The organism is Nocardia sp. NPDC059236 (assembly GCF_042754085.1).
GTDB lineage: Bacteria > Actinomycetota > Actinomycetes > Mycobacteriales > Mycobacteriaceae > Nocardia.
This window is the reverse complement of sequence record NZ_JBHZAF010000021.1, coordinates 119,176-132,720: the sequence shown is the minus strand read 5'-3', so window position 1 is coordinate 132,720 and position 13,545 is coordinate 119,176. Positions and strand designations below refer to the sequence as shown.

The window sequence follows — 13,545 nt, the reverse complement described above, 5'->3', positions numbered from 1 at the left end:
GCCCGACACCGGAATGCCGTTGGGGCCAATGGCCCGAACTTCGCACCCTGTGGAGTGGAGAAGCCTTTGGGGGTGCCTGCATGAATGCAGGCACCCTCAAAAAAGGAAGAGCGTGGCATTCACTCGCGGACGTAATACCGAAGCGCGGCATATGCCGTGAGAGCGGCGAATCCGACACCGATCGGTGTGACGATCATCGCGACGGACGCGATGTCGTCGCCCGTGATCCGCGGCAGCACCTGGTCGTTGAACAGCGACCCCAGCGCCCGGTTGATCACCAGCGGTTGCGCGACGAACAGTCCGCCCACCGCCAGCACCGATCCCACCAGCGCGGCCAGCACCGCCTCCAGCAGGAACGGCAGCTGCGTGTACCACCGCGTGGCGCCGACCAGCCGCATGATGCCGACCTCGGTCTTGCGGGCCAGCGCCGCCACCTGAACCATATTCGCGATCAGCAGCAGCGCGGCCAGCGCCTGCAGCGCCGCCAAACCGAAGGCCGCATTGCGCAATCCGACGAAGAAGCTGACCAGCCGGTCCACGATGTCCATGTCATTGAGCACAGTCATGACGCCGGGCCGCTTGGAGAAATCGTCATAGATGGACCGGTATTTGGTCACATCGTCGAGCTTCACCCGGAACGAAGAGGGCAGCCCGTCCTTGCTCACCTCGTCGGCGAGCCCGGGCTGATCCTTGAAGGTGGTCTCCCTGACCTCCTTCACCGCGTCCTGGCTGTTGACGAACTGCACGTTCGCCACATAGTCGTGCTTCTTCAGATCCGCCATGAGCGAGGCGCACGGCTGCCCGGTGCAGTCCGGATCGGTCTTGGAGACCTGATCGTCGAGATACAACCGGATCTCGACGCGCTGGACGTAGTAGTCCTGGATCTTGTCCGCCATGCGGACCGCCAGCAGACCGCCGCCCAGCATGGTCAGCGACACCGCGGTGGTGAGGATCATGGCGATGGTCATGGTGACATTGCGGCGCAGGCCGGTGAAGACCTCGCTGAACAGGAATCCCGCGCGCATTACCGGCCCACCCCGTACACGCCCATCTCGTCGTCGCGCACGATGCGCCCGCGGTCGAGTTCGACCACGCGCCGGCGCATGGCGTCGACGATGGTGTTGTCGTGGGTGGCCATGACCACCGTGGTTCCGGTCCGGTTGATGCGTTCGAGCAGCGTCATGATGTCCTGGCTGGTCTCCGGGTCGAGGTTGCCGGTCGGTTCGTCGGCCAGCAGTACCAGTGGCCGGTTCACGAAGGCGCGCGCGAGCGCCACCCGTTGCTGTTCACCGCCGGAGAGCTCACCCGGCAGCCGGTCGGCCTTGCCGGCGAGGCCGACCATGTCGAGCGCCTCGGGCACCGAGCGATTGATGAATGCTCGCGATTTGCCAATCACTTCCAGCGCGAAGGCCACGTTCTGTTCCACGGTCTTCTGCTGCAGCAGCCGGAAATCCTGGAAGACGCAGCCGATGCGCTGGCGCAGTTTGGGAACCTTGCGCCCGGGCAGCCTGTCGACCCGGAAGTCGGCGACCCACACCTCACCGGTGGTCGGCTTCTCGTCCTTGAGCAGCAGCCGCATGAACGTGGACTTTCCGGAGCCCGAGGGCCCGATAACGAAGACGAACTCGCCTTTTTCGATATCGACGGAGATGTTGTCCAGCGCCGGCCGCGTCGAGGTCTGATACGACTTGGTGACGTTGCGCAGGGTTATCACGGGGAGCCAGTGTAGCCAGCACCCCGCCACGGCCGACCACACCGCGCGGACTCGGGCTCAGCGGCCCGCGTGCCCGGAAGCGTTTGGCAGATAGTTGCTGAGCATGGTGTTCACGATCGGCGGGGTGCTGTTGGTCTCGTGTTGGGTGGGCTTGACGAAGACATACAGAACGAATGTTGCTACCCACACGGCCATCAGGATCGCCGTGGACTTACGCATTCTCTTAATCAGCACCGACACTGAGACCCTCCCGGCGCAACGCGGCGGCCACCCGGACCCGCAGCTCGCGCCCGACTTCGAACTGTTTGCCCGGCAGCGTCCGGGCGACCATCTTGATGTTCATCTGGTTGACGGTGAGATCTTCGACACCCATGACGGTCGGCTCGTCCAGCAGCAGTGCTTTGAGCTTGCGATCGGCGAAGGCCTTGGCCCCCACCTCGCGCAGGATCTCGTTGACCTTGTTGATGTCGGCGGTGGCGGGAACGGGCACGTCGATGGCGGCGCGCGCCCAATCCTTCGACAGGTTGGTCACTTTCACGATCTGACCGTTCGGGACGGTTATCACTTCGCCGTCGGCGCTACGCAGCGTCGTGATGCGCAGCGTGACGTCCTCGACCGTACCCTCGGCCTCGGTCGAATTGCCAGTGACCGCGATGCGCACGACATCGCCGAAGCCGTACTGCCTTTCGGTGATCAGGAAGAATCCGGCGAGCAGGTCCTGCACGATCCGCTGCGCCCCGAAACCCAGGGCGGCGCCGAGCACCGCGGCCGGGGCGACCAGTCCGCCGAGCTCGAAACCCAAGCGCCGCAAGACTTCCAGCGACACCAGGAAGTAGACGATGGACAGCACCACCCAGGTGATGACCTGCGCCAGCGCATGCCGGTGCTTGGCCGCCTCGGACCGCACCAGCGAATCGCTGCTGCGGAAGCCGGCGTCGATCTTGCGAGTGATGCGGTCGCGCACGAAGGTCGCGGCGCGACTGAACAACATGGCGCCGACGACCAGCAGCACGATCTCGAGACCGCTGGACCGCAGCCAGTTCGCGAAATCGGCTCCGGTGCCCGCGGCGAGAATCGAACTCATGCCCTACCCCTGGGTCGCCTGCTCCCGCATGCGCCATCGGATGCCGGATTCGATGAAAGCATCGATGTCGCCGTCGAGCACGGCGGAGGGGTTGTTGACCTCGTAACCGGTGCGGAGATCCTTGACCATCTGGTACGGGTGCAGCACGTAGGAGCGCATCTGGTTACCCCAGGACGCGCCCTCGTTGGTCTTGAGCGCGTCCATCTGGGCGCGTTCTTCCTGGCGCTTGCGTTCGAGCAGCTTGGCCTGCAGCACCCGCATGGCCGAAATCTTGTTCTGCAGCTGCGATTTCTCGTTCTGACAGGTGACGACGATGCCGGTCGGGATGTGGGTGAGGCGAACCGCCGAGTCGGTGGTGTTGACCGACTGGCCGCCGGGGCCGGACGAACGGTAGACGTCGACCCGGACCTCGTTCTCGGGAATCTCGATGTGGTCGGTGGTCTCGACCACCGGCAGCACCTCGACCTCGGCGAAGGAGGTCTGGCGGCGGCCCTGGTTGTCGAACGGGCTGATGCGGACCAGGCGGTGCGTGCCCATTTCCACCGACAGCGTGCCGTAGGCGTAGGGCGTCTTGACCGCGAAGGTCGCCGACTTGATGCCCGCCTCCTCCGCATACGAGGTGTCGTAGATCTCGACCGCGTACTTGTGGCCCTCGGCCCAGCGCACGTACATGCGCATGAGCATCTGCGCCCAGTCCGCGGCGTCCACGCCGCCCGCGCCGGAGCGAATGTTGACCAGCGCCTCACGCTTGTCGTACTCGCCCGAGAGCAGGGTCCGGACCTCCATGGCCTCGACATCGGCGTGCAGGCTGGCCCGCTCCGAGTCGGCGTCGGCGAGCGCGGCCGTGCGATCTGCACCCTCTTCCGCCTCGGCGAGCTCGTAGAGCACGGGCAGATCCTCGAGCCGCTGGCGGAGGTCGCGCACCCGGCGCATTTCACTCTGTGCGTGGGAGAGCTGACTGGTCACGCTCTGCGCGTGTTCCTGGTTGTTCCACAGCTCCGGGTCGGCCGCCTGCTGCTCCAGCTCGTCGATGCGGCGAGCCAGCTCGTCGATGTCGAGCACCGACTCGATGGTCTTCAGAGTCGTGTCGAGTTCGGCCAGATCAGCGGAGACGTCAGGATGCACGATGTTCAAGGCTACCCCGCCTCCCCGAGCCTTCAGCGGACGGCCAAGTGCCGTAGTCACTTAGGCACCCGTGCCGGCGGTTGGGAGCCAACCCGATTTTGGACGCACCCGGTGAGTTACCCCGACCGTTGCGAAATCAGTGGTCACCTCTCGAACGGGACAAGAACCCGCCACCAGGCACTATTCCGACAAATCACCCGGCGACGGCGCGCAGTCCGCCTGGGCGGCGGCCGACGAGGCGGTCCAGGGCCGTGGCGGTGGCGTCGTCGGCCGGGAGATAGACCATGAGGAATTGGTCGTCGTCGGCGGAGAGGTTCAGGGTTTCGTAGGCCAGGCGCAGGGGACCCGCCTCGGGGTGGGTGAGGCGGCCGACGCCATTGGTGTCGGGAAGGCCGGGGAGGGTGTCGAGGCGGCGGGTGAATTCGGGGCCGACGGTGGCGGCCAGTTCGTCCATGAGGGCATCGACGTGGGGATCGGCACGGCCGGGGCCCTGTTTGAGGGTGGCGACCACCTTGTCGGCCTTGTGTTCCCAGTCCGGGTAGGCGTCGCGGGCGCGCGGGTCGGACAGGACGTAGCGGGCGTAGCTGCCGGGCAGACCGCCGTCGAGCAGGCCGATCGGGCCGAACAGGGCACGGTAGCCGTCGGTCACCGCGAGGATCTCGCTGAGCCGGTTCATGATGGCCGCGGGCGCGGGTTCGAGTTGATCCAGCATGGCCTGCACGGCCGGGCGGATGCGCCGGTTGGGCCCGGAACCGCCGCGGCAGTTGAAGTTCGGATCCCCGGCCTTGGCGAAATTGAGCAGGTGCACCCGTTGCGCCGGGGTCAATCGCAGCGCGTCCGCCAACGCGATCAGCACGGGCGCGGACGGGTGCCGGTCGCGGCCCTGCTCCAGCCGGGTCAGGTACTCGACGGAAACTCCTGCGAGTGTGGCCAATTCGGCGCGGCGCAGACCGGGCGTGCGGCGGCGCGGCCCCGTCGGCAGGCCCACTTCGGCGGGCGTGACCGCCTCCCGGCGTAGCCGCAGGAACAGGCCCAGCTCGTTCTCACTCACGTATTCGACGCTAGCAACGGGCGCGGTTCTTATCGTGTCCCTGCCACTACCACCCTCAGCGTGGTCTCCCTAGCGCTCGGCCGGGCTCGCAGAGTTGATCCCGAGCGGCCGACCGGCCGCGGCGAATCTCGAAGGAGACCCACAATGACCAGCACTCCCCTGCGCCTCGCGGTGATCATCGGCAGCGTCCGCGAGGGCCGCTTCGGACCGGTGGTGGCGAACTGGTTCGCCGAGCGAGCCCGCGCCCACGGCGAGTTCGAGGTGGATGTCATCGACCTGGCCGACTACCCGCTGCCGCACGCCCTGCCCGCCGTCTCGCCGCTCATGGACCCGAACCCGGTGCGCCCCGGCAATACCGCCGAGCTGGCCGAGCGACTGGCCGGCGCCGACGCCTTCGTGGTCGTCACGCCCGATATCAACCGCAGCTTCCCGGCCTCGCTGAAGACCGCGATCGATTGGCACTTCACGCAGTGGGATCGCAAAACGGTCGGCTTCGTCGGCTACGGCGGCAGCACCGGCGGCCTGCTGGCCATCGAGTCCCTGCGCACGGTCTTCAACGAACTCAACGCCCACACCGTCCGCTCCACCGTCACCTTCCCCCGCTACTTCCTGCACTTCGCCCCCGACGGCACCCTCCCCGACCCCACCGAATTCGACGACTCCGCCACCCACCTCCTCGAGCAACTCCACTGGTGGGCAACCGCCCTCACCGCGGCCCGTACCGCCGCCGTCCCCGCGTGATCGGCGGGTGGCACACCGGCGAGCACGAAAACGGGCAATTCACCTCACCGGTGTGCCACTCGGTGTTCGGGACGTGGGACACCACTTGTTAACGGGGGAGGACTAACGTGCTGGGTCGTGACCGGATACTCCGCTGACCTGGAACTCGCGCTGAAGCTGGCCGACGCGGCCGATGGGATCACCTGTGAGCGGTTCGGGGCGCTCGATTTGAAGATCGATTCCAAGCCGGATCTGACGCCGGTGTCGGATGCGGATCTGGCGGTCGAGCGGACGCTGCGGGAGATCCTCGCCGTCGAGCGGCCGGGGGACCTGGTGCTCGGTGAGGAGTTCGGCGGGGACGTCGAATTCAGCGGCCGGCAGTGGGTCATCGACCCGATCGACGGGACCAAGAACTTCGTGCGCGGGGTGCCGGTGTGGGCCTCGCTCATCTCGCTGCTCGAGGACGGCGTGCCGGTGGTGGGCGTGGTCAGCGCGCCGGCGCTGGCGCGACGCTGGTGGGCGGCAACCGGTCACGGCGCGTGGAGCAGCTTCGAGCAGGGTGAGCCTCGGGCCATCTCGGTGTCGGCGATCGCCGAACTGGGTGCGGCCAGCCTCGCGATCTCCAGCCTGTCGGGCTGGCGGGCAATCGGGCGCCGGGCCAAGCTCATCGCGCTCACCGACGAGGTGTGGCGGGTGCGCGGGTACGGCGACTTCTTCGGGTACACGCTGCTGGCCGAGGGCGCGGTCGACATCGTCACCGAACCCGAACTGTCGCTGTGGGATATGGCGGCGCTGGACATTCTCATTCGCGAGGCGGGCGGCACCTTCACGGCGCTGGACGGCAAGCCGGGGCCGCACGGCGGGAGCGCGGTGGCGACCAATTCGCATCTGCAGGACCAGGTGCTGGCGGCCCTGCAGGCCTGATCCGGGCCGGAGGTCCGAGCCTCAGCCGAGTTGCCGCATGGCGGGCCACATCTCGGACCAGGGACGGCGGGGTGTGCGGCACAGGATGATCACACGCCCCTGCTCGAGATTGCGGACGTTCAGGCCATTGTCCAAGTGCCCCAACGGTTCCGGGTCCACGCAGAAGCGGCTCACCCGGTCGGCGGGCATGCCGAGGACGAGCACCTCGTGCGCGCCCGGCGGCGGGCCCCACCACCAGTACGCGTTGTGCACGCTGTGCGGGGTCGGCAGGTTGTAGCGTCCGCCGAAGTGTTCGAGGGCGGCGGCCTCACCGTAGTTGGCAGTGAGCAGGTCGGCATCGGGCGCGGAATGCGCTCGGACATCGGCGATCTGCGCGGTGAACTGCGGCCAGCCGACGGCCTCCCCCGCCTCCTTGTTGATCGCGAGCAGAGCCGACGGGTCCCGGAGGGCGGACATCGGGAGCACGGGCAGGAAGACCACCGCCGAGAACACCGCATTCAACGCGATGACGAAAGTCAGTGCGGCGAGCCGTATCCGATGCCCGCTCAGCCGCGCCTCCAGTCCGACGGCGCCCGCGGCCACCAGCAGCGGATACATCCCGCCGAGGTAGTACGCCTTGCCGACCATGACCAGGTAGCCGACGAACAGCATCGCGTAGGCGACGGCGAAGGCCCGGTAGCGCCGCCACAGCCACCACAGGCCGAACGTCCACAGCGGCACCAGCAGCACGCCGATCAGCCCGAATTGTAGGAGCACGAACCCGATTCGCGAATTCGAGCTGCCCGAGGAGCCGCCCGCGATGGCCCGGCTCAGCGCCCACTGCGGCCAGCCGTTGCGCGCCTGCCACACCACATAGGGCGCGCTGATCACCGCCGCGGTCCCGACGGCGAGCGGGAAATACCTGGTGGCGAACACTTCTCGCGGTCCGACCAGGAGCAGTGAGAAGGTCAGCGCGGCAAGGGGAACCACGATCAGGGCCTTGTTCTGCACCCCGATTCCGGCCAGCGCGCCGATCGCGAGCCACCATCGCGGGTCGGCGTCGGGCCGCAGCAGATGCAGGACCAGCAGTATCAATACCGACCACACCGCGAGATCGATGTCCGCCGTACTGAGGGTGTGCCCGGCGCCGGCCACCACGGCCGCCGACGCCATGGTCCCGGCCGCGACCGCCTGCGCCACCCGGCCGCCGCCGAGTTCGCGGGCGGCGAGTCCGGCGCAGATCACCACGGTGGTGGCCGCGAGCGTCGCCGGAAGACGCAGCAGCAGTACGGAATTCGGATCGATGGCCGACATCGCGCGGGCCAGCAGCGGCACCAGCGGCGGCTGATCGGGATAGCCCCAGTCCAATCGCCGTCCCGCGGCCAGAAAGTAGAGCTCATCGCGGTGGTACCCGTACCGTCCGGAGAGCACGGTGAGCAGCACCGCGAAAGTTCCAGCTATCCAGTACGTTTCGCCACCCGAGGCGTTGACCGGCCGTTCGCGCATCCCCCGTATCGTCGCATCTCCGGGCCACCGGTGCTGGGGGGTACCCGGCGCGGGCTGCGGTCCCGCCACCGGGCGCGTTGCTACGCTCTAACTATTCAGCGTCGCTACGCCGTTGTCTCTCAGCCGAGCGGGACGCAGACCGAGCCGAAGTCGAGGAACGGACCGCCGGGGGCAGCGGAGCCCACACCGACCGAACCGAGTCCGAGCTCGGTGCCGACGCCGCTGATGCAGCCACCCGTGCCGGATCCGGTGCCCAGGCCGAGACCGGAGCCGGTGATGCCCACATCGACCGGCTGCAGCTGCACGTCGGCGCTGGCGTTGGGGGCGGCGAGGAAGAGACCGGCGGCAATGATGCCCGCCGTTCCGAGCGCAATCTTCATATGTACGAACCTCCATCAGGAGCGGGTTATGCGCCGACACCCTAGCCCACCTCGGGCGCGTCTGAAGCGTATTTGTTTCACTAGATCCGAGTGATACCGGTCGGTAAGTTCGAACGACCGCCCTGACCTGCCGATTCGACAATCCTCGACGCCAGTTCTTACTCTGAAGTAAGATAGTCTTACTCAGGAGTAAGATTGCTGGGCAGGATCACCCACCTCCTCGATAGAAAACTGGTGATTATGAGCACTCGAGACACCGCAACGAAGCGGGATACCTCCGCCGTTGGCCTCAACCCGGTCAAACGCGACTGGATGGGCGCGGCGATGCGGGTCATGACGACCATCACGGGATCGGAGCTGGCGGAGAAGTACAAGCTGCGCAAGCCGATCGAACGAATCACCTACGAGGGCACCAAGACCGGGTTCCGCACCCTGGGCGCGGCGACCCGGGTGTTCGAGAAGGTCGCCGGCGGTGGCGCTCCGAAGCGGCTGCCCACCAACGAGTCTCGCAAGAAGGACTACTTCGACCTCACCCCGACCGACGAGCAGCAGATGATCGTCGAGACGGTGCGCGACTTCGCCGGCGAGATCCTGCGCCCGGCCGCGTACGAGGCCGACAATTCCGCCAAGGCCCCGCGCGACCTGCTCGAGCGCGCCGCCGAGCTGGGTATCACCCTGATCAACGTGCCCGAGGAGCTCGAGGGCGCGGCGTCCGAGCGGGGTGCGGTCACCAATTCGCTGGTGGCCGAGGCGCTTTCGTACGGCGACATGGGCCTGGCGCTGCCGATCCTGGCGCCGAGCGGTGTCGCGATCGCGCTGTCGCAGTGGGGTACCGACGCGCAGCAGCAGACCTACCTGGGCGCCTTCACGGGTGAGAACGTGCCGCAGGCCTCGGTCGTCGTCGCCGAGCCGCAGGCCCTGTTCGATCCGTTCGCGCTGCGGACCAAGGCCACCCGCTCCCCCAGCGGTTTCCGCCTCAACGGCGTGAAGACCCTGGTCCCGGCCGCGGGTGACGCCGAGCTGTTCATCGTCGCCGCCGAGCTGGACGGCCGCCCCACCTTCTTCATCGTCGAGTCCGACACCGACGGTGTGGTGATCGAGGCGGACCCGAGCATGGGTATGCGCGCCGCGGGCCTGGGCCGGCTGGTGCTGAACAATGTGGCCGTGCCCGCCACCGCCCTGCTGGGCGACTCGGAGGGCGCACAGCGCGCCGAGGAGTACGCCGACGCCGTGCGGCTGGCCCGGCTGGGCTGGGCCTCGCTGGCCATCGGCACCGGTCAGGCCGTGCTGGATTACGTGATTCCGTACGTGAAGGAGCGTGAGGCGTTCGGTGAGCCGATCGCGCACCGCCAGGCGGTCGCGTTCATGGTCGCCAATATGGCGATCGAGCTGGACGGTCTTCGGCTCGTGACGCTGCGGGGTGCGTCGCGCGCGGAGCAGGGGCTGTCCTTCGCCCGCGAGGCCGCGCTGGCCAAGAAGCTGGCCACCGACAAGGGCATGCAGATCGGGCTCGACGGCGTGCAGCTGCTCGGCGGCCACGGTTTCACCAAGGAGCACCCGGTCGAGCGCTGGTACCGCGATCTGCGCGGCGTCGGCGTGGCCGAAGGCATCGTCCTCATCTGAGCCCGCCTCGTCCCCGCCGCCACCCTCAATCGAGACGCTGCGCGTCGCGGGGCTGAACCTCAACGGAGAGACCACCTCATGATCAATCTCGAACTCCCCAAGAAGCTGCGGGCCAGCGCCAACCAGGCCCACCAGGTCGCGCAGGAGATCTTCCGTCCCGCGTCGCGCAAGTACGACCTGGCCGAGCACGAATACCCGGTCGAGCTGGACACCATGGCCGCCATGGTCGAGGGCCTGTCCGACTCCGGCTCGGCCGACGTCTCCGGCGCCACCGGTGGCCGCAAGGCCGGCGACAAGACCGAGGGCGCCGGGTCCACCAAGGACGCGCACGCCACCGAGCTGCTCGGAAACACCAACGGCGGCAATATGTCCGCGCTGATGAACGCGCTGGAGACCTCGTGGGGCGATGTCGGCCTCATGCTGTCGATCCCCTACCAGGGTCTCGGCAACGCCGCCATCGCGGCGGTCGCCACCGATGAGCAGCTGTCGCGTTTCGGCAAGGTGTGGGCCGCCATGGCCATCACCGAGCCGTCCTTCGGCTCCGACTCCGCGGCCGTGTCCACCACCGCGGTGCTCGACGGCGACGAGTGGGTGCTCAACGGCACCAAGATCTTCGTGACCGCCGGTTCGCGCGCCACCCACATCGTGGTATGGGCGACCGTCGACAAGTCGCTGGGCCGCGCGGCCATCAAGTCGTTCGTGGTGCCGCGGGATGCCAAGGGCCTCACCGTGTCCCGCCTCGAGCACAAGCTGGGCATCAAGGCCTCCGACACCGCCGAGCTCCGCCTCGAGGACTGCCGCATCCCCAAGGACAACATCCTGGGCTCGCCGGAAGTCAATGTGGAGAAGGGTTTCGCGGGCGTCATGCAGACGTTCGACAACACCCGCCCGCTGGTCGCCGGCATGGCCGTCGGTGTCGGCCGCGCCGCCCTCGAGGAGCTCCGCACCGTCCTCACCGACGCGGGCATCGAGATCTCCTACGACAAGCCGGCCAACAACCAGCACGCCGCCGCCGCGGAGTTCCTCCGTCTGGAGGCCGACTGGGAAGCCGCCTACCTGCTGTCGCTGCGCGCCGCGTGGATGGCCGACAACAAGAAGCCCAACTCCCTCGAGGCTTCCATGTCCAAGGCCAAGGCCGGCCGCATGGGCACCGACGTCACCCTCAAGGCCGTCGAACTCGCCGGCACCACGGGTTACTCCCAGCGCACCCTCCTGGAGAAGTGGGCCCGCGACTCGAAGATCCTCGACATCTTCGAAGGCACCCAGCAGATCCAGCAGCTCATCGTGGCTCGCCGCGTCCTCGGACTGTCGAGCGACAAGCTGAAGTAGCAAGTCCCCCGAGAAGAACCGGTGCGGGCCGCATTCGTGGCTCGCACCGGTTTTCTCGTTCCGGACGCCGTGATCCGCGTCAGATTCCGAGCGCCTTCAGCAGGCTGCCGATAACTGGGATGGAGTCGGCGCTGCCCGTGCGGGTTTGCGCGGCCGTCATGTGCACGGCCAACGTCGCGGTCGGCGGGCGGACACCAGCGGGCCGGCCGGGGCTATCGCAGCCATACTCTGATTCGAGCTGGGTGTATCGGCGTTGCAGTTGCTGAAATGTGATTTACGCGGATAGGTTTCGCCGGTGCGTGGATTCAGTAGGCGGATGCTATTGGGGGCCGGCGCTATTGTCGCTGGGGGGATGATGCGGGCGGGGACGGCGCGGGCGGGGGTGCCGGTGGTGGGGCCGGCATTCGATGCGCAGTATCGGGCGATCACGAAGGTGGCCGGGGGGCGGTGGCATTGCCTGGTCAGTGATTTGGGGTCGGGGAAGCCGGTTCCGGTGGTGGAGGAGGACGCGGACTTCGTCATCGAGGGGGCCAGCGTGCAGAAGCTGGCGGTGATGACGGCGCTGATGAGTGAGGTGGATGCGGGGCGGATCAAGCTGTCCGACACCACGACTCTCGATGCCGACATGGTGGCCGAGGGCAGCGGGCTGTATTTGAATCAGGCGGCGTTCGGGGATCAGCTCACGGTGGCGAATCTGCTGACCACGATGTTGCAGGTTTCGGATAACACCGCGGTGCGGTTGCTGTCGCGGTTCGTGTCGGGGGAACAGGTCAACGCGACATTGGATCGGCTGGGTTTCAAGGAGACCCGGGTGGTGCCGTTGCCCGGGGAGAGCCGGTTCTATCTGGGGAATACGACGGCCCGGGAAAACAACGATCTGCTGTTCCGGCTGGCGTCGGGGACGTTGTTGTCGAAGGAGTCGACGCAGGCGGTGCTGCGGATCATGACGTGGACGGCGGTGGGGTACACCGACGGGATCCGGCGCAACATGTCCTCGGATGAGCGGGCCCGCTTCGCCACCAAACACGGTGCGTCCGATGACAAGCGGCACGATACCGGGATCATGTTCGATGCGGCGGGGGCGCCGCTGATGGTGTTCTCGTTCTTCGCCGATCAGGCGCCGGACGCGGACAACTACGGGGCTACGAATCCGGTGGTGGAGGCGCATGCCACGCTGGGGCGGGCATTGCTCGACACCTATACGCATCTGTCGCCGCTGCAGTCGTTCATCGATCCGAAGCAGATCGCCTCGGGCGGGCACTGAACGCCGGGCGGCGGAAGCGTCAGCCCGCCAGCAGGTTTCGCATGGCGGTGAAGACCTCCGAGGCGCCGCCCAGGGACCAGCCACCGTCGACGGGAATGACCGCGCCGTTGACGTAGGACGCCAGCGGAGACGCGAGCCAGAGGCAGCAGTCGGCGATCTCCTGGGCGGTGCCGTAGCGGCCCATGGGAACGGATTTGGCCACCAGGTCGAACAGTTCGGGGGTGGGGGCCAGGCGCGACATGCCCTCGGTGTCCTCGATCGGGCCGGGGACCACCGCATTGACGCGAATGCCCGCCGCCGCCCATTCCAGCGCCGCGACTTTGGTGAGCATGTCCACGCCGGCCTTGGCGGCGCAGGCATGGGCCTGCAGGGCCATCGGAACGGTCGACTGCGGCGCGGAGATGGTGATGACCGAGGCCCCGGGCGCGCGCAGGTGCTCGCGGGCGGCGCGCAGGACATTGAAGGTGCCCTTGAGATCGATGTCCACGACCGCGCCGAAGGCCCGGGCCGACATGGATTCCGTTGCGGCGGGGAAGTTCCCGGCCGCACCCGATACCAGCACGTCCAGCTCCCCGAGCTCGGTGCAGGTCGCGGCGAGGCCCTCGGCGACCGCCTCGTAGTCGCGCACGTCCGCGGCGAAGCCCAGGGCGGTGACCCCGCACTCGCCGAGCGAGTCGACCGCCGCCCGCACCTTGTCCGGCGTGCGCGAGAGCACCGCCACCGAGGCCCCCGCCCGCGCGAAGGCGTGAGCCACAACGAGATTGATGCCGCTGGTACCGCCCGCCACGAAGACCGTCCGGCCGGAGAAATCGAAGAGGTCGCTCATCTTCTGATTCTGCGGCGATC

General features: G+C 67.6%; 14 protein-coding genes. 5 read left to right on the top strand and 9 right to left on the bottom strand.

The features are described from left to right. Window positions 1–119 precede the first annotated feature (119 nt). The 6 genes from ftsX to ACFXIV_RS38435 form a co-directional block, all read right to left on the bottom strand. The gene (gene ftsX / locus ACFXIV_RS38460) at window positions 120–1,025 is read right to left on the bottom strand and encodes a permease-like cell division protein FtsX (RefSeq protein ID WP_379401744.1); all 906 of its coding nucleotides are present in this window, start codon (window positions 1,023–1,025) and stop codon (window positions 120–122) included. Further along, on the bottom strand, window positions 1,025–1,714 hold the full coding sequence (gene ftsE / locus ACFXIV_RS38455; RefSeq protein WP_354840562.1) for a cell division ATP-binding protein FtsE: 690 nt from the start codon (window positions 1,712–1,714) through the stop codon (window positions 1,025–1,027). Before ftsE ends, ftsX begins: the two co-directional genes overlap by 1 nt. 57 nt (window positions 1,715–1,771) lie before the next feature. Next, window positions 1,772–1,933: a hypothetical protein gene (locus tag ACFXIV_RS38450; protein WP_379401745.1), complete on the bottom strand. Its 162-nt coding sequence runs from the start codon at window positions 1,931–1,933 to the stop codon at window positions 1,772–1,774. Window positions 1,934–1,937: 4 nt separating this feature from the next. Further along, window positions 1,938–2,798 (bottom strand): mechanosensitive ion channel family protein, encoded by an 861-nt coding sequence (locus ACFXIV_RS38445; RefSeq protein ID WP_354840557.1) that lies wholly within the window; start codon window positions 2,796–2,798, stop codon window positions 1,938–1,940. A 3-nt stretch (window positions 2,799–2,801) separates the two neighbouring features. Then, window positions 2,802–3,923: a peptide chain release factor 2 gene (gene prfB / locus ACFXIV_RS38440; RefSeq protein WP_364608567.1), complete on the bottom strand. Its 1,122-nt coding sequence runs from the start codon at window positions 3,921–3,923 to the stop codon at window positions 2,802–2,804. Window positions 3,924–4,116: 193 nt separating this feature from the next. After that, window positions 4,117–4,974: a helix-turn-helix transcriptional regulator gene (locus tag ACFXIV_RS38435; RefSeq protein ID WP_354840551.1), complete on the bottom strand. Its 858-nt coding sequence runs from the start codon at window positions 4,972–4,974 to the stop codon at window positions 4,117–4,119. 144 nt (window positions 4,975–5,118) lie between these two features. On the opposite strand from ACFXIV_RS38435, the gene ACFXIV_RS38430 reads away from it, so the two are divergent. Both ACFXIV_RS38430 and hisN read left to right on the top strand, forming a co-directional pair. Further along, window positions 5,119–5,715, top strand: coding sequence for an NADPH-dependent FMN reductase (locus tag ACFXIV_RS38430; RefSeq protein ID WP_379401746.1), 597 nt, complete (start codon window positions 5,119–5,121; stop codon window positions 5,713–5,715). Between the two features lie 117 nt (window positions 5,716–5,832). Next, window positions 5,833–6,618 carry a histidinol-phosphatase gene (gene hisN / locus ACFXIV_RS38425; protein ID WP_379401748.1) on the top strand — a complete coding sequence of 262 codons (786 nt, stop codon included), beginning with the start codon at window positions 5,833–5,835 and terminating at the stop codon, window positions 6,616–6,618. Window positions 6,619–6,639: 21 nt separating this feature from the next. On the opposite strand, the gene ACFXIV_RS38420 is transcribed toward hisN, so the two are convergent. Beyond that, window positions 6,640–8,103, bottom strand: coding sequence for an ArnT family glycosyltransferase (locus ACFXIV_RS38420; protein ID WP_379401750.1), 1,464 nt, complete (start codon window positions 8,101–8,103; stop codon window positions 6,640–6,642). A gap of 119 nt (window positions 8,104–8,222) precedes the next feature. Next, window positions 8,223–8,483 (bottom strand): hypothetical protein, encoded by a 261-nt coding sequence (locus ACFXIV_RS38415; protein ID WP_379401751.1) that lies wholly within the window; start codon window positions 8,481–8,483, stop codon window positions 8,223–8,225. 234 nt (window positions 8,484–8,717) lie between these two features. Here ACFXIV_RS38415 and ACFXIV_RS38410 point away from each other — a divergent pair, with 234 nt between their 5' ends. From ACFXIV_RS38410 to ACFXIV_RS38400, 3 genes are all read left to right on the top strand, one after another. Next, window positions 8,718–10,106: an acyl-CoA dehydrogenase family protein gene (locus ACFXIV_RS38410; RefSeq protein WP_379401753.1), complete on the top strand. Its 1,389-nt coding sequence runs from the start codon at window positions 8,718–8,720 to the stop codon at window positions 10,104–10,106. Between the two features lie 78 nt (window positions 10,107–10,184). Further along, window positions 10,185–11,435: an acyl-CoA dehydrogenase family protein gene (locus ACFXIV_RS38405; protein WP_379401754.1), complete on the top strand. Its 1,251-nt coding sequence runs from the start codon at window positions 10,185–10,187 to the stop codon at window positions 11,433–11,435. Window positions 11,436–11,787: 352 nt separating this feature from the next. Then, entirely contained in the window at window positions 11,788–12,699 is a 912-nt protein-coding gene (locus ACFXIV_RS38400; protein ID WP_379401755.1) for a serine hydrolase, read from the top strand. A gap of 19 nt (window positions 12,700–12,718) precedes the next feature. Here ACFXIV_RS38400 and ACFXIV_RS38395 read toward each other — a convergent pair whose 3' ends face one another. Further along, window positions 12,719–13,525 (bottom strand): SDR family oxidoreductase, encoded by an 807-nt coding sequence (locus ACFXIV_RS38395; RefSeq protein ID WP_379401756.1) that lies wholly within the window; start codon window positions 13,523–13,525, stop codon window positions 12,719–12,721. Window positions 13,526–13,545 lie beyond the last annotated feature (20 nt).